Annotated in this window: 21 protein-coding genes; 10 read left to right on the forward strand and 11 right to left on the reverse strand. The window is 70.4% G+C overall.

What is annotated here, in order from left to right; all coding sequences use genetic code 11:
- The first annotated feature begins 221 nt into the window (after window positions 1-221).
- Complete coding sequence (locus WAF18_RS07955; protein WP_183427126.1) at window positions 222-866, forward strand: OmpW family outer membrane protein; 645 nt, start codon at window positions 222-224, stop codon at window positions 864-866.
- Window positions 867-1,403: 537 nt separating this feature from the next.
- Here WAF18_RS07955 and WAF18_RS07960 read toward each other — a convergent pair.
- The 3 genes from WAF18_RS07960 to WAF18_RS07970 all read right to left on the reverse strand — a co-directional run bounded on the left by WAF18_RS07960 (window position 1,404) and on the right by WAF18_RS07970 (window position 4,037).
- Window positions 1,404-1,940 carry a DUF1453 domain-containing protein gene (locus WAF18_RS07960; RefSeq protein ID WP_337244618.1) on the reverse strand — a complete coding sequence of 179 codons (537 nt, stop codon included), beginning with the start codon at window positions 1,938-1,940 and terminating at the stop codon, window positions 1,404-1,406.
- A 58-nt stretch (window positions 1,941-1,998) separates the two neighbouring features.
- Window positions 1,999-2,913 carry a DMT family transporter gene (locus WAF18_RS07965; RefSeq protein WP_183427128.1) on the reverse strand — a complete coding sequence of 305 codons (915 nt, stop codon included), beginning with the start codon at window positions 2,911-2,913 and terminating at the stop codon, window positions 1,999-2,001.
- Window positions 2,914-2,987: 74 nt separating this feature from the next.
- The gene (locus WAF18_RS07970) at window positions 2,988-4,037 is read right to left on the reverse strand and encodes an NAD(P)-dependent alcohol dehydrogenase (RefSeq protein ID WP_337244619.1); all 1,050 of its coding nucleotides are present in this window, start codon (window positions 4,035-4,037) and stop codon (window positions 2,988-2,990) included.
- A 135-nt stretch (window positions 4,038-4,172) separates the two neighbouring features.
- On the opposite strand from WAF18_RS07970, the gene WAF18_RS07975 reads away from it, so the two are divergent.
- Window positions 4,173-4,655: a YajQ family cyclic di-GMP-binding protein gene (locus tag WAF18_RS07975; protein ID WP_337244620.1), complete on the forward strand. Its 483-nt coding sequence runs from the start codon at window positions 4,173-4,175 to the stop codon at window positions 4,653-4,655.
- A gap of 10 nt (window positions 4,656-4,665) precedes the next feature.
- Here the strand turns inward: WAF18_RS07975 and WAF18_RS07980 are convergent, their stop codons facing one another.
- Window positions 4,666-5,820, reverse strand: a complete 1,155-nt coding sequence (locus WAF18_RS07980; protein WP_337244621.1) for a heparan-alpha-glucosaminide N-acetyltransferase domain-containing protein — start codon at window positions 5,818-5,820, stop codon at window positions 4,666-4,668.
- 97 nt (window positions 5,821-5,917) lie between these two features.
- Between WAF18_RS07980 and WAF18_RS07985 the strand changes: the two genes are divergently transcribed.
- Window positions 5,918-6,481 carry a DUF1415 domain-containing protein gene (locus WAF18_RS07985; protein WP_337244622.1) on the forward strand — a complete coding sequence of 188 codons (564 nt, stop codon included), beginning with the start codon at window positions 5,918-5,920 and terminating at the stop codon, window positions 6,479-6,481.
- 3 nt (window positions 6,482-6,484) lie between these two features.
- On the opposite strand, the gene WAF18_RS07990 is transcribed toward WAF18_RS07985, so the two are convergent.
- Window positions 6,485-7,630 (reverse strand): prephenate dehydrogenase, encoded by a 1,146-nt coding sequence (locus WAF18_RS07990; RefSeq protein ID WP_337244623.1) that lies wholly within the window; start codon window positions 7,628-7,630, stop codon window positions 6,485-6,487.
- A 100-nt stretch (window positions 7,631-7,730) separates the two neighbouring features.
- On the opposite strand from WAF18_RS07990, the gene WAF18_RS07995 reads away from it, so the two are divergent.
- Genes WAF18_RS07995 through WAF18_RS08005 form a run of 3 tightly spaced genes read left to right on the forward strand, consistent with a single transcriptional unit; the run spans window position 7,731 to window position 9,770 of the window.
- A complete protein-coding gene (locus tag WAF18_RS07995) occupies window positions 7,731-8,816 on the forward strand; it encodes a cation diffusion facilitator family transporter (RefSeq protein WP_337244624.1) in 1,086 nt (361 codons plus the stop codon).
- Window positions 8,813-9,154: a metalloregulator ArsR/SmtB family transcription factor gene (locus WAF18_RS08000; protein WP_337244625.1), complete on the forward strand. Its 342-nt coding sequence runs from the start codon at window positions 8,813-8,815 to the stop codon at window positions 9,152-9,154. Before WAF18_RS07995 ends, WAF18_RS08000 begins: the two co-directional genes overlap by 4 nt.
- Complete coding sequence (locus WAF18_RS08005; protein ID WP_337244626.1) at window positions 9,141-9,770, forward strand: DJ-1/PfpI family protein; 630 nt, start codon at window positions 9,141-9,143, stop codon at window positions 9,768-9,770. Before WAF18_RS08000 ends, WAF18_RS08005 begins: the two co-directional genes overlap by 14 nt.
- 19 nt (window positions 9,771-9,789) lie before the next feature.
- On the opposite strand, the gene WAF18_RS08010 is transcribed toward WAF18_RS08005, so the two are convergent.
- Window positions 9,790-10,485, reverse strand: a complete 696-nt coding sequence (locus WAF18_RS08010; protein ID WP_337244742.1) for an HAD family phosphatase — start codon at window positions 10,483-10,485, stop codon at window positions 9,790-9,792.
- A gap of 134 nt (window positions 10,486-10,619) precedes the next feature.
- On the opposite strand from WAF18_RS08010, the gene fabA reads away from it, so the two are divergent.
- Window positions 10,620-11,129, forward strand: coding sequence for a 3-hydroxyacyl-[acyl-carrier-protein] dehydratase FabA (fabA, locus tag WAF18_RS08015; protein WP_183427137.1), 510 nt, complete (start codon window positions 10,620-10,622; stop codon window positions 11,127-11,129).
- Window positions 11,126-12,358: a beta-ketoacyl-ACP synthase I gene (gene fabB, locus WAF18_RS08020; protein WP_337244627.1), complete on the forward strand. Its 1,233-nt coding sequence runs from the start codon at window positions 11,126-11,128 to the stop codon at window positions 12,356-12,358. The genes fabA and fabB overlap by 4 nt, the downstream gene beginning before the upstream one ends.
- A gap of 107 nt (window positions 12,359-12,465) precedes the next feature.
- On the opposite strand, the gene WAF18_RS08025 is transcribed toward fabB, so the two are convergent.
- A complete protein-coding gene (locus WAF18_RS08025; protein WP_337244628.1) occupies window positions 12,466-13,164 on the reverse strand; it encodes a pseudouridine synthase in 699 nt (232 codons plus the stop codon).
- Window positions 13,161-14,207 (reverse strand): methyltransferase, encoded by a 1,047-nt coding sequence (locus WAF18_RS08030; protein WP_337244629.1) that lies wholly within the window; start codon window positions 14,205-14,207, stop codon window positions 13,161-13,163. The genes WAF18_RS08025 and WAF18_RS08030 overlap by 4 nt, the downstream gene beginning before the upstream one ends.
- A gap of 192 nt (window positions 14,208-14,399) precedes the next feature.
- On the opposite strand from WAF18_RS08030, the gene WAF18_RS08035 reads away from it, so the two are divergent.
- On the forward strand, window positions 14,400-14,657 hold the full coding sequence (locus WAF18_RS08035) for a hypothetical protein (protein ID WP_337244743.1): 258 nt from the start codon (window positions 14,400-14,402) through the stop codon (window positions 14,655-14,657).
- A 39-nt stretch (window positions 14,658-14,696) separates the two neighbouring features.
- Here the strand turns inward: WAF18_RS08035 and WAF18_RS08040 are convergent, their stop codons facing one another.
- Both WAF18_RS08040 and WAF18_RS08045 read right to left on the reverse strand, forming a co-directional pair.
- Window positions 14,697-17,225: an FtsX-like permease family protein gene (locus WAF18_RS08040; RefSeq protein ID WP_337244630.1), complete on the reverse strand. Its 2,529-nt coding sequence runs from the start codon at window positions 17,223-17,225 to the stop codon at window positions 14,697-14,699.
- Window positions 17,222-17,845 carry an ABC transporter ATP-binding protein gene (locus tag WAF18_RS08045; protein WP_337244744.1) on the reverse strand — a complete coding sequence of 208 codons (624 nt, stop codon included), beginning with the start codon at window positions 17,843-17,845 and terminating at the stop codon, window positions 17,222-17,224. Before WAF18_RS08045 ends, WAF18_RS08040 begins: the two co-directional genes overlap by 4 nt.
- 181 nt (window positions 17,846-18,026) lie before the next feature.
- On the opposite strand from WAF18_RS08045, the gene WAF18_RS08050 reads away from it, so the two are divergent.
- Window positions 18,027-18,713 (forward strand): arylesterase, encoded by a 687-nt coding sequence (locus WAF18_RS08050; protein WP_337244631.1) that lies wholly within the window; start codon window positions 18,027-18,029, stop codon window positions 18,711-18,713.
- Window position 18,714: 1 nt separating this feature from the next.
- Here the strand turns inward: WAF18_RS08050 and WAF18_RS08055 are convergent, their stop codons facing one another.
- A complete protein-coding gene (locus tag WAF18_RS08055) occupies window positions 18,715-19,425 on the reverse strand; it encodes a M23 family metallopeptidase (protein ID WP_337244632.1) in 711 nt (236 codons plus the stop codon).
- Between the last annotated feature and the right edge of the window lie 3 nt (window positions 19,426-19,428).

Consider the following 19,428-nt stretch of genomic DNA (forward strand, 5'->3'; position numbering starts at 1 on the left):
GCATGGCAACGCGTCTTGCGATGAACGCGCTGCGCAGATTTCCGAAGCTGCTGTGAAACGTCAGGAACGCTTCAGACAGCGCAAATCGCCGATTCAGGTTGCCCGCGCCAGCATGGCCGCGCCTTCCCGAAGAGGAGGGTCGCGACGGGACTTTCGGTCCCGACCGCGAGAATCCCGCCGGCGCGTCTGCGCTGCCGGCACCCAAGTACAGGAGAACCCCCATGAAGCCGAACGCGTCCATCCTCAACAAGCGCAGCCTGATCCTCGCCACCCTGGCCTCGCTCGCGGTCTCGTCCGCGGCCTTCGCCCAGGACGCCGATACCGCGGCCGGCAAGCGCTTCTCGGTCGTCGGCGGCGTGACGCTGCTGCAACCGACCAACGACAGCGCGCGGAACAACGGGCTGAAGGTCGACGGCGGCCCGGCGCCGACCGCTTCGGTGTCGTACAACTTCACCGACAACATCAGCGCCGAGCTGTGGGGCGCGCTCGATTCGTTCGATCACCGCGTCAAGCAGGACGGCGTCAAGATCGGCAATGTCGACCAGCAGCCCATCGCGCTGAGCGGCCAGTACCACTTCGGTGATGTCGACAACACCTTCCGCCCGTTCGTCGGTCTGGGCTATCACCAGTCCAACATCAGCAACGAGGACCTGGGCGGCGGCGGCGACCACGTCAGCCTGACCACGCCCAAGGGCGCGATCGGCACGGTCGGCGTCGACATGAACATCAACTCCACCTGGTTCGCCCGTGCCGATGCGCGCTACCTGCGCAGCCGTGCGGACGTCAAGCAGGCCGGCCAGACGGTGCAGCGCGATCTCAAGCTCGACCCGTGGACCGTGGGTGTCGGTATCGGCGCACGCTTCTGATCCTCTCTCTCCCAGAGACGTGCCCAGCGGCCCCGCCTTGTGCGGGGCCGTTTTTTTGATCCCCTCGCAGAAATGGAAGCAGGAACTCCACTTCGAATGGGCAGCAGCCTGCCGGCCGGAAGCCGCTCTCCCTCGGTCAGGACATCCTGTCCTGACTCGGGCGCGCGCCATCCATGGCGCGCTGAACGCGGCCACCGACCGTCAGTCCGCTGCTGCGGACGTAGCCAACCCGGCTTCGGATCGCTGCAAATACGCTGGAAGAAGTCGCGCGCCCTCTACCTCGTGGTCTAACCCGCTTTTGGGTCCGCTGTCGCATCCGTGTCCAGCGCCTGCCGGGTGCCGTGACCACCAAGCGGATATCGGGCCGCGACTGGGCACGGTACCCGGGAGGCGCCCACGCTGACCGTCAGGCGAAGTCGCTCCCCACGGCACCGGCCGGCGCGACGCGGCCTCCGACGCCGTACACCGCGATGAGACGCACGGGCGGTGCGCGCGGCACCGCGCCGGCTTGCGCTAGACGGTCGAACGCCGCAAGCCTCAGAGCCAACGCCCCAGACGCCACTGCAGCAGCACCGCGTAGGCGGCGTGGTAGCCAAGCACCAGCCCGGCGACGGCGAACAGCCCGGCCGGTTCGCCGAGCGGCCCCCAGGCCGCCAGGACCTCGACGTTGCCTTGCCAGCGCTCCCAGGCCTGCCAGATGCCCGCGATCACCCGCGCGACCACGACCAGCGTCAATGCCAGCACCAGCCAGCGGTTGGGTGTGTACCAGACCGCCCCGGGCCGGTGCTCGACCCGCGTCAGCGCCCAACCCAGGCCGCCGGTCGCCAGCCCGGCGAGGACGCCGAGCGCCGCATAGACGAACGCATGCGCGACGAACAATTGGGTCACCCCCATTGCGCCGAGAAACAGCAATGCCGAGGCCGGCAGCAGCCAGGCATTGAGCCGGGTCAACCAGCGCGGCGGGCGCCGACGCGAGGTGCCGACGCGATAGCGGTTCCACAGCGCCAGCGGCCACAGCAGCAGCATCGCCGCGCACAGCGCCAGGGCGAACAGGATCAACAGGACGATGGGCATGGCGGCAGTGTGCGGCACGCCGCGTGGCTGCGGCGTCGGCGGCTCCGGCCCGCCGCCCTCAGGGTGGCGGGGTCGCGTCCGGGTGGCGCACCGGCGGGTCGGCGACCACCCGCTCGCGGCGGAACATGTACAAGCCGCTGGCGACGATGATCGCCGCGCCCAGCCAGGTCGGCGCGTCCGGCAGCACGCCCCAGAGCGTGAGATCGAGCACGATCACCCACAGCAGCGCGGTGTACTCCAGCGGCGCGACCTGGCTGGCCTCGCCCAGGCGGAAGGCATGGGTCATCGCGACCTGGCCCAACGCGCCCGCGCTGCCGATCAGCGCCAGCACGCCCAGGTGCTCGGTCTGCAGCGGCCGCCAGTCGCGCCAGGCCAGCAGGCCGGCGAAGACCGCCATCAGCACCAGGAACCAGAACACCAGCGACTCGGGGCTGTCGCGCTGGGCCAGGATGCGCACGGTGATCGAGGCGACCGAGTAGCACAGCGCACCGAGCACCACCGCCAGGCCGGCCAGCGTGGCGACACCCTCGCCGGTCGGGCGCAGCACCACCAGCACGCCGACGATGCCCACCGCGATCGCCGTCCACCGGCGCGGGCCCACCCGCTCGCCCAGCAGCGGCACCGCCAGCGCGGTGACCAGCAGTGGCGAGACGAACACGATCGCATACGCCGTCGACAGCGGCATGCGCGCCAGTCCGTACACGAAGCCGGCGATCATGCCCACGCCAAGCACACCGCGCAGCAGGTGCAGCGGCCAATGGATCCGCCACAACGTGCCGCCGCGGCCGCGCAGCACGATCCACGCCGCGATCAGCGGCAGCGTGGTCAGGCTGCGGAACGTGGCGACCTGGAACGCCGAATAATCCTCGGCGATCCACTTCATGCCCGCGTCCATGCCCGCGAACGCGAGCACCGCCAGCAGCATCCACCACACGGCGGCGCGGGCATCGGTCGGTGGAGCGGCACGGGACATGGTCGCGAAGGATGAACAGGGGGCGTCCATCCTCGCATGGAAGCACGCGCCGGGCATCCGGCGCGCACGGGTCTTCAGCGCCGCAGCGTCTCGATATCGATGACGAAGCGGTAGCGTACATCGCCCTTGCGCATGCGCGCGTAGGCGGTCTCGATGTCGGCGATGCCGATGCGCTCGATGTCGGACACGATGCCGTGCTCGGCGCAGAACTCGAGCATCTCCTGAGTCTCGCGGATACCGCCGATCAGCGAACCGGCCAGGCGCCGGCGCTGCATGATCAACGCGCCGGCCGCGACCGGCGCCGGCACCTCGGGAATGCCGAGCAGAATCATCGTGCCGTCGACGCGCAGCAGCGACAGGTACGCGTTGTAGTCGTGCTCGGCCGACACGCTGTCGACGATGAAGTCGAACGACTTGGCCAACGCCTTGAACGTGCCCTTGTCGCGCGTGGCGGCGAACGCGTGCGCACCGAGCGCCAGCGCGTCGGCGCGCTTGGATTCCGAACTGCTCAGCACCGTCACCCGCGCGCCCATCGCGACCGCGAACTTGACTGCCATGTGGCCCAGACCGCCCAGACCGACGACCGCGACCTCGTCGCCGGGCGCGACGCCGAAGTGCCGCAGCGGCGAATACGTGGTGATGCCCGCGCACAGCAGCGGCGCGGCGGCATCGAGCGGCAGCGCGTCGGGAATGCGCAGCACATAGGCCGTATCGACCGTGATCCGGGTCGAGTAGCCACCGTAGGTCGGCCCGCTGCCATCACGCGCCATCGCGTTGTAGGTGGCGGTCATGCCCTCATCGCAGAACTGCTCCTCGCCTGCGCGACACTGCGGGCAGGTCCGGCACGAGTCGACGAAGCAACCGACGCCCACCGCGTCGCCGACCGAGAACGCGGTCACCGCGCTGCCGACCTGGGCGATGCGGCCGACGATCTCGTGGCCGGGCACCATCGGGAACATCGCCCCACCCCACTCGTCGCGGACCTGGTGCAGGTCGGAGTGGCAGACGCCGCAGTAGAGGATGTCGATCAGCACCTCGGACGGGCCGGGCGGGCGGCGCTGGATCGTGGTGGGCGCGAGCGGCGCGGTGGCGTCTGCGGCGGCGTAGGCAGGGGTCTCGAACATGACGGTGGTCTGCAACAGCGGGGGAGGCCGCCATTGTCGCGCGCGCGCGGCGAGCAGGACGCGGCGAGCGCGCGATGCAACGTTCCACGCCGGCTGCGTTACCCTGCGGGCCGTTTCCCTACAGCCAGGTGCCCCATGCCGTCTTTCGACGTCGTCTCCGAAGTCGACACCCATGAACTGACCAACGCGGTCGACCAGGCCAACCGCGAACTGACGACGCGTTTCGATTTCAAGGGCGTGGAGGCCTCGTTCGAGCGCGAAGATGCGGTGATCACCCAGTCGGCCCCGAGCGAATTCCAGCTCCAGCAGATGACCGAGATCCTGCGTCAGCGCCTGGCCGCGCGGAAGATCGATGTGCGCTGTCTGGAGTTCGGCGACATCGACACCAACCTCGCCGGCGCCCGGCAGAAGGTCACGGTCAAGCAGGGCATCGAACGCGACCTGGCCAAGAAGATCCAGACCACGCTCAAGACCGCCAAGCTCAAGGTCGACAGCCAGATCAACGGCGACAAGCTGCGCGTGACCGGCAAGAAGCGCGACGACCTGCAGGCGGCGATCGCATTGCTGCGCGGTACCGAGTTCGAACTGCCGCTGCAGTTCGACAACTTCCGCGACTGAGCGCCGCGTTCTAGAAGTAGCGCAGCCACGCCCAGTCCCGGCGCCGCGCCTTGAGCGCGGCGAACCCGCGCACGGCCGGATACAGCGCCAGCGCCAGCGCCGCCGCGACCGGCAGCAACCACGCCGGCGCACCGAAGCCGAAGACCGCGCCCTGGTTGTGACCCCACACGGCGACCGCCGCCAGGTACAGCAGCTTCAGCACGTACAGGTGCAGCAGGTAGAAGAACATCGGCGCCGCGCCGTAGGTCGCCACCGGCGCCAGCCGCCGGGCCAGCGTCGGCCGCTCGAACAGCCGCAGCAGCAACAGGCCCACACCCAGGGTCAGGCACAGGAACAGCAGCGACGGCGGGTACTTGGTGACATTGACCAGGCTCATCGCCGTGCGCAGCCCGTCCTCGCCGAGGCGCCAGGGCGCATCGCCATAGCCGTTGACCAGCCGCAGCACGGCGAACGCCGCCAGCGCCCCCACACCCCAGGCCAGCAGCCGCCGCTGGCGGCGCACGGGATCGAAGCCGGCCGAAAACCACGGGCCAGCGGCATAGCCGAGTGCGATCACCCCGATCCACGGCAGCACTGGGTACGAGGTGCGCACCCGCAGGCCCTCGATCGGCTCGAGCCAGGCGCGCTGGTGCAGCACCGCCCACACCCCGGACCAGGCGCCGTCCACGCGTACGCCGTCGAGCAGGTTGTGCCCGGCCACCAGGGCCAGGCCGAGTGCGGCCAGCACCGGACGCGGCAGCCACAGCAGCGCCGAGAGCGCGAGCATCGACAGGCCGATCGCCCAGATCACCTGCAGATACAACGTCTGCGGCGGGAACTCGAACGTCCAGGCGAAGTTGACCAGCGTCACTTCCAGCAGCACCAGGAACAGGCCACGTTTGAACAGAAACGCCGCGGTCGCCGCACGTGGGTTCCCCTGGCGCTGGCCGTAGAGCCAGGCCGACAGCCCGGTCAGGAACACGAACACCGGCGCGCACAGATGCGCGAGCAGGCGGAAGCCGAACAGCAACGGCGGCACCTGATCGATGTCCACCGGATCGGCCATCTGCACGTGCAGGAAGAATGTTTCGCGGACGTGGTCGAGCAACATCAACAGCATGACCAGGCCGCGCAGCAGATCGATCTGGACCAGGCGCGGACGAGGCGGAGAGACGGGAACGGGCATGGCAAATCGCAACGGCTGAACAGGTTATTTTATAACATACCAATTGCGGCATGCCGGCTGGTCTAGACTGCGCGCCCGTCCGCGCCGCCGATTGTCCGTGACCGCCCAGCTCCCCGACGCGCCCACCGCCGACGACCCGCTGACCGCCACCCGCCGCTGGGTCGAGCGCGCGGTGATCGGGCTGAACCTGTGCCCGTTCGCCAAGGCGGTGTACGTCAAGGATCAGGTGCGGCTGGTGCTGTGCGAGGCGACCACGCCCGAGGCCCTGCTCGAACGCCTGGCCGAGGAACTGCTCCACCTGCGCGACACGCCGGCGCAGACCACCGACACCACGCTGCTGGTCCATCCGCACGTGTTGCAGGACTTCCTCGATTACAACGACTTCCTGGACGCGGCCGATGCCCTGGTCGAATCGCTCGACCTCGACGGCGTGCTGCAGGTCGCCAGCTTCCATCCTGACTACCGCTTCGCCGACGCACCCGACGACGACATCGGCCACTGCACCAACCGTTCGCCCTACCCCACGTTGCATCTACTGCGCGAGGACAGCGTCGAGCGCGCGGTGGCGATCTATCCCGACCCCGATGCGATCGTCGAACGCAACATCGCCACGCTCGAACGGCTCGGACCGGACGGCTGGGCCGCCTTGCGCCGCCCCTGAGCGTCAGCCGCGCTCGATCACCCGGCCGATGCCGCTGGCGTCGATCTCCCGGGTCGCGGCCGCGAGCGCGTCGCCATCGCAGCCGGCCAGCAGCCCAATGCGGAAATGCAAGTCGCCGCCCGGCGTGCGCGAGGAATGGATCGATCCCAGGTTCACGCCGTGCCGCTCGAACACGTGCAACAGCGCGCGCAACGAGCCCGGCCGGTCCAGCGGCAGGTGCACGCTGACGAACCGGTCGCCGGCAAGATCGGCCAGCAGATAACCGACACGCTCGAAGGCGTAGTTCCCCTGTTCAAGCGCCGCTGCGCCCAGCGCCTGGCGCTGCGTCTCGAGCAACGCGCGGAACTGCGCGCGTGCGGCCTCGTCGCCGCGCGCCACCAGGCCATGCAGTTGCGCCGTGCGCGCGGCCAGGTCGGCCAGCACGCCGACCACGTGCGGATTGTCGAACTGGATGTCTTCGTAGATCGCCGGGTTCATCGACAGGATCCGCGCGATCATCGCCGCATCGAGCTCGAACGAGGCCGACCGGAACGGCAGCAGGGCCGCCAATCCGCCGCCGTCGGGCGCCTGGTCGAGCAGCACGCCGGCCTGGGCCAGATGCCCGGCGTGCACCAGCGCCTGCACCAGCGCCATGATCCGGTCGTGGCGCTCGGCCTCGGCATGCACCACCTGGCCCTCGAGCGCCGCGAGCAGGCGCGCGACCCACGGCCGCCAGCGCGCCAGACGCGCCTCGCAGACCACGAGTACGCGGCCGCGCAGCGTCGGCGACTTGGGCGGCGCGGTCATCGGGTGCAGGCCGACGACCTCGGCCTGGGCGCGCAGCATCGCCGCGACCGGCGCCTGCTTGAGCGAGGTCACGTCGAGCCACAGCCGCCCACGCTCACGCCCGGCCGAACGCGCGGTCCAATCGGCGACGACGGTCGCGGTCGTGCGGATCGGCGCGGCGAACACCAGCACGTCCGCCGCCGCGAGCAGCGCCTCGGGCGCATCGCTGGCCGGGTCCGCGGGGTCGTGGCCGAGCACCTGCAGCCCCATGCGCGCGGCGAAGAACCCGCGCAGCCAGCGGCCGTAGGCGCCGGCGCTGCCGACGATGCCCACGACCGGCGACTCGGGCAACGGCGCGTCAGGAGAAGGAGAGTCAACGGTCATGTCGCCATTCTCGCCGCTCGACGGCAGGCGTGCGCCGGCACTTCCTCAAACCATAAATACATGCTTATATGTCGACACTTTCACACCCCCCATTCTCCCGATGTCGCACGCCCACGACCCCACTGCGCACAAGGCGCATGCCCATGCGCACGACCATGATCACGCGCATGCCCCGTCGGTCTCGGCCGCGAACGAACGCGCCGTCCTGACCGGCTTCGCGTTGACCGCCAGTTTCATGGTGGTCGAGATGGTCGGCGGGGTCCTGTCGGGTTCACTGGCGCTGATCGCCGACGCCGGGCACATGCTCACCGACGCCGCGGCGCTGCTGCTCGCCTGGCTGGGCTTCCGCATCGGCCGCCGGGCCTCGGACGCACGGCGCACCTTCGGCTACATGCGCATCGAAGTGCTGGCCGGGCTGATCAATGCGATCACGCTGTTCGCGCTGGTGCTGTGGATCGCCTGGGAGGCTGTGCAGCGCCTGCGGCATCCGGGCGAGGTGCTCGCCGGGCCGATGCTGGCGGTCGCGGTCGTCGGCCTGCTGATCAACTGTCTGGTGTTCTGGATCCTGCATCGCGGCGACCAGTCGCACGTCAACATCAAGGGCGCGACGCTGCACGTGCTCGGCGACCTGCTCGGTTCGGTGGCCGCGATCGTCGCTGCGCTGGTGATCCACTTCACCGGCTGGATGCCGATCGACCCGATCCTCTCGGTGCTGGTCTGCCTGCTGATCCTGCGCAGTGCCTGGGCGCTTCTACGTGGCGCCTTCGACATCCTGATGGAAGCCACGCCGCCGGACATCGACATCGATGCGCTGCGCGCGCATCTGCGCGAGCAGGTGCCGGGCGTGGCCGGCGTCGACCACGTGCATGTGTGGTCGATCACCTCGGGCCGGGTGCTAGCGACACTCGAACTCGCCCTCGACGAGGACGCGCCGGCGTCGCGTGTGGTGCCGGCGGTCAAGCGCGCGCTGGCCGACCGGTTCTCGATCGGCCACACGACGGTCGAGGTCGTGCACGCGCTGCACGATGCCTGCGCGCTGGAGTCCGGCCATCGGGCATCGCATGGCCACGCGCACACGCACGACGACGACGACGACGACGACGACCACGACCACGACCACGACCACGACGATGCTGATGCCGCTGATCGCATCCCGGGTGCAGCGAAGCCGGGAGGCCCGCATTGAGCACGTCTGCGCCCGAAGTCGAGCCCCCGCACGATTCAGAGCATGTCGAGATCCTTGCCGGCACCTTCCGCCTGCTCGGCGACCCGACCCGGTTGCGCGTGTTGCTGACCTGTCTCGACGGCCCGGTGCCGGTCGGTGAGATCGCCCGTCGGACCGGCGCCTCGCAGCCGCTGGTCAGCCATCACTTGCGCCTGCTGCGCGGCGCGCGACTGGTGCGCGGCGAACGGCGCCAACGCCAGGTGTTCTACGCGACCGCCGATGCGCATATCCGCGACATGCTGGTCGACATGCTCGCGCACGCCGACGAGCCGCAGGACGATGACGATGTCCATCGCTGACCGCGCGTCGCAGACGCAGGCGGTTGCGATCCACCTCTATCCCGAGGTCGAGGTGCTCGACTTCGCCGGGCCGTTCGAGGTCTTCGCGACCGCGAGCCGGGTCGCCTCGCGCCTGCGCCCCACGGCCCCGCCGCCGTTCGCGGTATTCACCGTCGCACGCGAGGCCGCACCGGTCCGCGCACGCGCAGGGCTGCGGGTGCTGCCCGATCACGGCTTCGCCGACTGCCCGCGGGTCGACGTGCTGCTGGTGCCCGGCGGCGTGGTCGATGCCGAGCTCGCCGACGCGCGCACGATCGACTGGATCCGCGCGCGCGCCGACGAGGCCGGGATCGTCGCCTCGGTGTGCACCGGCGCGTTCCTGCTGGCCGAGGCCGGCCTGCTCTCGGGCCGCGCGGCGACGACGCATTGGGAAGACCTCGACGCCCTGCGCGCGCGCCACCGCGACGTCGACGTGCGCGCGGACGTGCGTTGGATCGACGAGGGCGCTGTCGTCACGTCGGCCGGCATCGCCGCCGGTATCGACATGAGCCTGCACCTGGTCGCGCGGCTCGCCGGTCGCGACCTGGCTGTACGCACAGCGCGTCAGATGGATGTGACCTGGCACGACGTGCCGTAACGCCGCAGTGGCCGCGATGCTAGCGCGCGGCCTCGATCAGCGCGCGGACCTGGTCGAGCGAATCGACGATGTGATGACCGAGTGCCCGCACCGTGTCGTCGGGCAGCAGCAGGTCGGGCACCTGGATCGTGGTCATGCCGGCCGCAAGCGCGGCGCGCACGCCGGTCGGCGAATCCTCCAACGCCAGGCACCGTGCCGGCGACACGCCCAGCCGCTCGGCCGCGAGCAGGTAGACATCCGGCGCCGGCTTGGGATGGGCGACATCGCTGCTGGTGCACACCGCATCGAAGTACCGCAGCAGACCGGCGGCGGCGAGCTTGCGCTGCGCCAATGGCGCCCGCGTGGAGGTTGCGACCGCGCGCGGAATGCCGCGCTCGGCCAGCAGATCCAGCAACGCGACGATGCCCGGACGATGCGCGATCCCGGCTTCGGCCCGCGCCAGATACAAGGCCTGACTGCGACCAAACAGCGCAGCCGCAGCCGGTTCGCCGATGCGTTCGACCAGACGTGCGCGGCAGATGCTGTCGCTGTGGCCGATCATCGCGCGCCAGTAATCGGGCTCGATGTCCTGCGCCTGCTCGGCGGCCGCCAGACGCATGCAATCGAGGATTTCGCGCTCGCTTTCGAGCATCAGGCCGTCCATGTCGAACACCACCCCGGCAGGCGGCGACGGCAGGGCGAACCCCTGCGGAGATGGCGACACGGTGGCGGACATCGAGGGCGTGGACACGCGTTCGATTCTACCCCGCATCGACGCGAAGGCCCATTCAGCGTACCCGTGCGTACGGGCAATGCCGCACGCATTCCGCAATAATCGCCGTCCGCCTCACTTCCCCGGTCCACGCGTCGATGAAGGATTCTTTCAGCTACGAACAACTGATCGCCTCTGGCGAGGGCCGGCTGTTCGCGCCGGGCAGCGGCCGCCTGCCGCTGCCGCCGATGCTGATGTTCGACCGCATCACCCACATCGACGACGATGGCGGTGCACACGGGCTGGGCCAGATCCACGCCGAGCTCGACGTGCGCCCGGACCTGTGGTTCTTCCAGTGCCACTTCCAGGGCGATCCGGTGATGCCCGGCTGCCTGGGCCTGGATGCGATGTGGCAATTGGTCGGCTTCTACCTGACGTGGCAGCAACTGCCCGGCCGCGGCCGGGCGCTGGGTGTGGGCGAGGTCAAGTTCACCGGCGAAGTCGGCCCCGACGCCAAGCTGGTGCGCTACGAGATCGACATCAAGCGCGTGATCAAGCGGCGCTTGATCCTGGGCATCGGCGATGCGCGCATGCTCGTCGACGGACGCGAGATCTACACCGCCAGCGACCTGCGCGTGGGGCTGTTCATGCGCGACGAGGCCGCATGAGCCTGAATCCGACCGCACGCCGCGTCGTGATCACCGGCGCGGGCATCGTCTCGTGCATCGGCAACGATCTCGACACCGTCGCCGCCTCGCTGCGCGAGGGCTGCTCGGGCATCGCCTTCGACGCCGGCCATGCCGAACAAGGCCTGCGCAGCCAGGTCTCTGGCATGCCCGATGTCGACCTCGACGCGCTGATCGACCGCAAGCTGCGCCGCTTCATGGGCGATGCCGCCGGCTACGCCTATCTGGCGCTGCGTGACGCGATCGCGCAATCGGGTCTGGCCGACGACGCGATCTCCGGCCCGCGCACCGGCCTGATCATGGGCTCGGGCGGCGGTTCGCCGGAAAACCTGATTGGTTCGGCCGACGTGCTGCGCGACAAGGGCGTGCGCCGGATTGGCCCATATCAGGTCACACGCACGATGAACTCCACGGTCTCGGCGTGCCTGGCCACTGCATTCGGCATCAAGGGCCTCAACTACTCGATCTCCTCGGCCTGCGCGACCTCGGCGCACTGCATCGGCGTGGCCGCGCAGCAGATCCAGGCCGGCCTGCAGGACGTGGTCTTCGCCGGCGGCGGCGAGGAGGCGCACTGGGGCATGGCGATGCTGTTCGACGGCATGGGCGCGCTGTCGAGCCGCTACAACGACACGCCGACCCGCGCCTCGCGGCCGTACGACGCCGATCGCGACGGGTTCGTGATCGCCGGCGGCGGTGGCGCGCTGGTGCTCGAGAGCCTGGAGCACGCGCAGGCGCGCGGCGCGACGATCCTCGGCGAACTGGTCGGCTTCGGCGCCAGCTCCGACGGCGTCGACATGGTCGCGCCTTCCGGCGACGGCGCGATCGCCTGCATGCGCATGGCGATCGATAGCCTCGACGGCAGCATCGACTACATCAACACCCACGGCACCTCGACGCCGGTCGGCGATGTCAGCGAACTGCGTGCGATGCGTACGGTGTTCGGCGAGGCGATGCCGCCGTTCTCGTCGACCAAGTCGCTGACCGGCCACTCGCTCGGCGCGACCAGCGTGCATGAAGCGATCTTCTGCCTGCTGATGCTCGAACGCGGCTTCATCGCCGGCTCGATCAACATCGACACCCTCGACCCCGAAGCCGAAGGCCTGCCGCTGGTCCGCGAAAGCCGCCCCGCCCAGCTGCGCACCGTACTGTCGAACAGCTTCGGCTTCGGCGGTACCAACGCCAGCCTCGCCCTGCGCCGCTGGGACACCTGACGAAACCAGGGCCCGAAACCAAAAACCGGGGTCAGAGTCGAATTTCTAACAGGATGTCCCTCGCCTGGTGGCGATCGGGGAAATTCGACTCTGACCCCGGTTTCGGGTTAACCGAAGAGGGTGCTCAGGTCGGTGGCGTCGAGGGGCCGCCATTGCCCTTCGGGCAGGTCGCCCAGCGACAGGCCGCCGATGCGGCTGCGGTGGAGGGCGACGACATGATTGCCGACGGCCGCGAACATGCGTCGGACCTGGTGGTAGCGACCTTCGACGATGGTCAGCTGCGCATGCGTGGGGTCGACGACCTCGAGCGCGGCGGGCAGCAGCGGCGTGGTCTCGGACTCGAGCATGAGTGCGCCGCTGGCGAACAGCGCGGCCTCGTCCCCGCGCAGCGGCTGCGCCAAGGTCGCCTCGTAGACCTTGGGCAGCGCCGCTTTCGGCGAGATGATCCGATGCAGCAGTTGGCCGTCGTCGGTGAACAGCAGCAGGCCGCTGGTCTCGCGGTCCAGGCGCCCGACCGTCGACAGCGCCGGCGCGCGCAGCCGAAAGCGCGGCGGCAGCAGGTCGTAGACCAACCGGCCGGTGTCCTTGGTCGAGCAGGTGTAGCCGGTCGGCTTGTGCAGCAGCAGCGTCAGGCCCTGCGGCGGGTCGAGCGGTTCGCCGTCGACGCGGATGGCCGCGTGCTCGACACGGTCGTCGGCGTAGAGCACCTCGCCATCAGCATCGGTGATGCGGCCTTCGCGGAACATCCACGCCACCTGCTTGCGGCTGCCGTAGCCGAGGTTGGCGAGCAATTTGACCAGCTTCATCGGGCCTGCTCCGCGTGCACGATCTTGAAGCCGCCTTGCGCGGCGACCTCGCGCACCTGGCCGAAGCGTGCGCCGAGCACGTCCTCGTAAGGCAGGTGCCGGTTGGCGACCAGCCACAGGCTGCCGCCCGGCGTCAGCGCGTCGGCAGCCGCGGCAATGAACGCACGTCCCAACTCGGGCCGCTCCTCGCGCCCGTGGGCATGGAACGGCGGGTTGCTGACGATGAAGTCGTAGCGCCGCGTCAGGCCCGCGGTGACATCGCGCCACTGGAAATCCAGCGCCACATCGTCGCGCAGCCCGGTCAGATTGTGTCGAGCCAGCGCCAGCGCGCGGCCCTCGGCCTCGATCACGTCGAGCGCGCGCACGCCCGGGCAGCGCTGCAGCACCTCGGCCGCCAGAAAACCGTAGCCTGCGCCGAGATCGGCGCCGTGCCCGGCCAGCGTCGTGGGCAGGTGCGCGGCCAGCAGCGCCGATGCCGGGTCGATCCGGTCCCAGGCGAACACGCCGGGCCGGCTGACAAACCGGCCACCGAGGATCGGGCGCGGCGCGTCCAGCGCCGCCCAACGCGCGCGCAATGCCTGGTCGCCGCGCGCATCGCGCTGCGCCCAGAACACCCGGCACTTGTGCTTGGACAGCGCGCCGATGTTGCCGGCGAGCGCGGCCAGGTCGGCCTGCGCGGACTTCGCGCCCTCGTCGTTGGCGACGCTGGCAACGACCCAGCCGCCGGGCACGACCGCCGCCAGCGCGCGTGCCAGCAACGCCCGCGCCTCGTCGCGCTGGCGCGGCGGCAGTGCCAGCACAAGTGGGCGTTCCGGCAGCGCCGGGTCCTCGCCATCGTCGGTCTGCGGCAGCGTCTCCAGGCCCGCGCGCTGCAGCGCCGTGTGCAGGGGCGCCAGGGTCTGCTCGCACAGCAGGCCAGGCCATCGGCCGCCGGTCGTCGCCACGCCTGGCCGCGCACGCAGGAACAGGGCTCCGGCCGACGGCCACGCCAGCAGCCGCTGCTCGAACGGGAGGAACAGCGCATCGAGTGCGGGATCGGCCATCGCGAGAGGTCCAGAGAAACAGCCGGCAATTCTACCGGGACCGCTCGATCGGGACCGCCGGCCAAGACCGTCGCCGATGCGCGGGCCGCGTCGGGCACGCCATCGCGATTCCAACGCGATGTTGATGCATCGCGAACATCCACGCCGGCACGATGACCGGGCCTTCCCCACCCAAAGGAGACCGCGATGCCCATCCGTGCACTGTTCGTCGGCGGCGTCATCGACAACAACGAACTCGACCTCGACGGCACGGAACCGCCGAAGCACTACCCGCCCGAGACGGGCAGCGGCCAATCGCGTTACCGCCTGCATCTGGTCGGCCGGAAACAGAACCACGTCGCGTACGCCGTCTACGGCGCGCCCGAACTGGCGGGCGAGGAAGTGCTTCGGGTCAGCACGGAACGCGAGTACGCGCGCCGCTTCGATGCGGCCGAGGACGTGATCGAGTGAGCCTCGGGCCGGGCAGCGCCCACGCGGTGCCCGGCCGTCTCAGTCCTGCAGTTCGCGCAGCGTCACCGACGGCGGCGCGTCGAGCACGCGACGGGTCGCCCACAGGCCGGCGATCAGCGTCACGCCGACGCCGATGCCGCCGCCCGCCGCGGCCAGCGCCCAGTTAGGCCGCCACGGCAGGTCGAACACCTGCACCGCGACGACGCCGGCCAGCACCGATGCGGCCAGGGCGGCGACCACGCCCGACAGCAGGCCGATCGCCGCGAACTCCGAGGCCTGCGCCAGACGCAACTGCGCGCGCCGGCCGCCAAGCACGCGCATCACCCCGCCTTCGAGCAGGCGTTCGTCCTGACTGGCACTCACCGCCGCCAGCAGCACCAGCACGCCGGCGGCGAGCGAGAACCAGAACACCACCTGCACCACGGTCGAGACCTGGTCGGCGGTGCTGCGCACCTGGGTCAGCACTGCGTCGATGTCGACCACCGACAGGTTCGGGAAGCGCTGCACCAGATCGGCGGTGAAGCGCGGCCGCTCCGGGGGCACGCGTACCGCGGTGATGTGGCTGGCCGGGTAGGTGTCGAGCGCGCCGGGCGAGGCGACGACGAAGAAGTTCGGCCGGAAACTCTCCCACTCGATGCTGCGCAGACTGGTGATCGGCGCCTCGAAGCGCTGGCCGGCGATATCGAACGCGATGCGGTCGCCGATCTGCCAGCCCAGGTCCTTGGCGAAGCCCTCTTCGACCGACAGTTCCGGCGTCGCCGGCACCGTGTCGCCCCAGTACGTACCCGCGGTGATCTGGTTGTCATCACGCAGCGCACCCTGCATCGACAGGTTGAACTCGCGCTCGGCCCGGCGCTGGGCCTGGCGGTCCTGCGCCTCGTCACCGCTGCGCCCCAGGTAATCGTCGCCGCGCACCGCCTCGCCATTGCGCGCGAGCAGGCGCGCACGCACCATCGGGAACAGCACCGGCGGCTCGACCGCCTGCTCGGCAATGAAGCCGCGCACGGCGTCGAGCTGGTCGGGCTGCACATTGATGATGAAGCGGTTCGGCGCATCCTGGCCGATCGACAGTTGCCAGCGATCGAGCAGGTCGGTGCGCACGAAGGTCAGCAGCAACAGCGCCATCAGGCCCAGGCCGAGTGCGCTGATCTGCGCGACGCTGGTGCCCGCGCGCCTGCTCACATTGGCCAGGCCATAGCGCAGGCTGCCACGCAGCCTTGAACGCAGCGCGCGCACCAGCGCGATCAGTCCCCAGGCGAGCAGCGCCAGCACGGCGAACGTGGCCGCGATGCCGGCCAGCATCGCGCCACCGAGTGCCGCCGAGCCGGCCTTCCACCACAGCAGCGCGGCCAGACCGGCAAAGCCGGCAAGCCCGACCAGCCAGGCGCTGGGCTCGAAGCCGCCGAGGTCGCGGCGCAGCACGCGCAACGCCGGCACTCGCCGCAACGCCAGCACCGGTGGCGCACCAAAGGCCAGCAACACCACCAGGCCGACGCCGTAGCCCTGCAGCGCGGGCAACACGCCAGCGGCCGGAATCGACAAGCCCAGCAGCGACTCGAGCCAGCGGCCGACGCCCCACTGCAGGCCGAACGCGATCGCAACGCCCAGGGTGCAGGCGACCAGCCCGAGCAGCAACAGCTCGCCGACGTGGATGCCGACCAGCGTGCGCTGCTGCGCGCCCATGCAGCGCATCACCGCCACCGACGACAGATGCCGGGCCGAGTGCTGGCGCGCGGCCATCGCCACCGCGACCGCCGCCAGGATCACCGAGACCAGCGCCGCCAGCCCGAGGAAGCGGCCGGCGCGATCGAGCGAGGAGCGCACTTCGGGACGCGCGTCGCCGATCGTCTCCACGCGCTGGCCACGGCCCAATTGCGCGCGCGCCAGGCGGGTGAAGCCGTCGACGGCGTTGGCGTCGCCGGCGACGACCAGCCGATAGCCGATGCGGCTGCCCGGCTGGATCAGCCCGGTGCCCGCGAGGTCGGACAGATGCAGAAACACCTTCGGCGCGACATTGAAGTAATCGATCGACGCATCGGGCTCCTGCAGCACCAGCGCGGCGAGGCGGAAGCTGCGCTCGCCCAGGTGCACGGTGTCGCCGACCGCCGCACCGAGCGTGTCCGCGCCGGCCCGGCTCATCCACGCGGTCCCCGGCTCAGGCACCGTCTGCGCGTCGCGCTCGACGCCATCGCCGCGGTCGATCCGGAAGCTGCCGCGCAGCGGGAAGCCGTCACCGAGCGCACGGACATCGCCCAGGCGCAGATTGGCCGCATCGCCCTCGCCGACGCGGATCATGCTGTCGAGTTCGACGGTCTCGACCGCGCGCAGCCCCGGCGCATCGGCAGCCGCACGGAGCGCGCCGTCGATCGGCGCATCGCCGCGCACCACCGCGTCGCCGCCGAGCAAGCGGTTGGCCTCGATCGCCAATGCGCGCTCGGCGCGGTCGGTGACGAAGCCCACCGCGGTGACCGCGACGACCGCGAGCACCAGGGCGGCGAACAGAATGCGGATGTCGCCAGCCTTGAAGTCGCGGCGCAGCTGCCGCCAGGCGAGGCCCGCGGTCCTCATGCGGCCAGCGCCTCGTCGGCGACGAGCCGGCCGCTGTCGATGCGCAAACGCCGCGCGCAACGCGCGGCCAGACGATCGTCGTGGGTGACCAGCACCAGCGTGGTGCCGGCATCGGCATTGAGCGCGAACAGCAGGTCGACGATCGCCTGGCCGGTGGCGGTGTCCAGGTTGCCGGTCGGTTCGTCGGCGAACAGCAGCGAGGGCCGGGTCACGAACGCGCGCGCCAGCGCCACGCGCTGCTGCTCGCCGCCCGAGAGCTGGCGCGGATAGTGGCCCAGGCGCTCGCCAAGACCGACACGTTGCAGCACCTCGCGCGCCGGCGCCTCGACATCGCGGTCGCCGCGCAGCTCCAACGGCAGCATCACGTTCTCCAGCGCGGTCAGCGACGGCAGCAACTGGAAGCTCTGGAACACGAAGCCGACCTTCTCGCCGCGCACCCGCGCCCGGCCGTCCTCGTCGAGCGTGGAGATCGGCGCGCCATCGAGCAGCACGCGGCCCGTGCTCGGTGTATCGAGCCCGGCCAGCAGCGACAGCAGCGTGCTCTTGCCCGAGCCCGAGGCGCCGACGATCGCCACCGTGTCGCCATGCCCGATGCGGAAGCCGACGTCCTGCAGGATCATCAGGTCCCCGGACGGCAGCGCCACACGCTTGCCCAGCCCATCGACGTTGAGCGCACAGTGCGCCGCGCGCGCGGCTTCATCTTGCAGGGGGGAACCGTCGTGCATAGATATCCTTCACTGTTCGCACCAGCCGGGCGCACCACCGCGACGCGGCACCGCCGACCAACCGGAGACATGGGAGATGACACTGGGAACTGCGGCCACGCGCCGCCCGATGCAAGCGCGCGTGGCGCGCTGGATGCTGGCGTGTCTGCTGGCCCTGCCCGTTCTAGCACAGGCCCAGGCCGCCACGGCGCGCCCTGCCGCCGATCCGCAGACCAAGACGCTGCTGGTCATGGGTGATTCACTGTCGGCGGGCTACGGCATGTCCGCAGCGCAGGGCTGGGTCGGCCTGCTCGCACAGCGGCTGCAGCACGAGGCGCCGGACTGGCGGGTGGTCAATGCGAGCATCTCCGGCGAGACCACCGCCGGCGGCGCGTCCCGGATCGTGCAGGCGGTCGTGCGCGAGCGTCCGCAGGTGGTGGTCATTGCGCTCGGCGCCAACGACGGGCTGCGCGGGCTTCCGCTGGCCGAGGCCCGGCGCAATCTGGCGCGGATGATCGGCGCCTCGCAGCACGTCGGCGCGCGCGTGCTGCTGGTGGGCATGCGCATGCCGCCCAATCTCGGCCCGGACTACACGCGCGGTTTCGAAGCCAACTACCGGCTGCTGGCCGACACGTTCGATGTCGCATTGCTGCCGTTCCTGCTCGAACCGGTCGCCAACGAGCGCGCCAACTTCCAGAACGACAACCTGCATCCCACCGCCGAGGCGCAGCCGAAGATCCTCGATCACGTCTGGCCGGCGCTGCGTCCGCTGCTCGCGCCTTGAGTCACGGCCGTTCGAGCAGCGGATACGGATTGACCGGCGCGCCGGTCCACCACTGGCGTTCGGGCGTCAGCCGGAACACCGCGAAATGCAGATGCGGGGCGGCGGGATCGGCGTTGCCGGTGCTGCCGACCCGACCGATGACATCGCCGCGCCGCACCTGCACGCCCTCCGCGATGCCGGGCGCGTAGGCCTGCAGGTGCGCGTAGTAGTACGACCACGTCCCGGTGGGCTCGAACTGGTAGATCGTCAGGCCACCGCGATCGCTGGTGAACAGCTTTTCGATCGTGCCGTCGGCCGCCGCCAGCACCGGCGTACCGGCAGGCGCCATGATGTCGAGCGCCTCGTGGCGGCGCTCGCTACCGCGCGCATCGTCGAACGTATCGCGCACGTCGGCGAGCGCGATGCCCTGCACCGGCAGCAGCAGCCGCGGCGGCGTGCCTGCATCCCCATCCGCGGCGGGCGCGGGCGTTTCTGGCGTCGTTTCGGGCGCCGCCACGGACGTGGTGCCCGCCACGGGCGCAGCAGGCGCCAATGCAGCGCTCGTTGCAACGGTATCGGCCGGCCTCGGATCTGAATCAGGCGGCGACGGCGCGGCCCCGGTGGTCATGGGCGACGTGGCGTCGTGCGCGGATCCGTCGCGCCACAGGAACACGGCCGCGTTCGCCAGCGCGAGCACCGCCGCGAGCGCGACCCACAGGCCGGCACGGGTCATGGT

Source organism: Luteimonas sp. gir (assembly GCF_037198055.1).
GTDB classification, from domain to species: domain Bacteria; phylum Pseudomonadota; class Gammaproteobacteria; order Xanthomonadales; family Xanthomonadaceae; genus Luteimonas; species Luteimonas citri_A.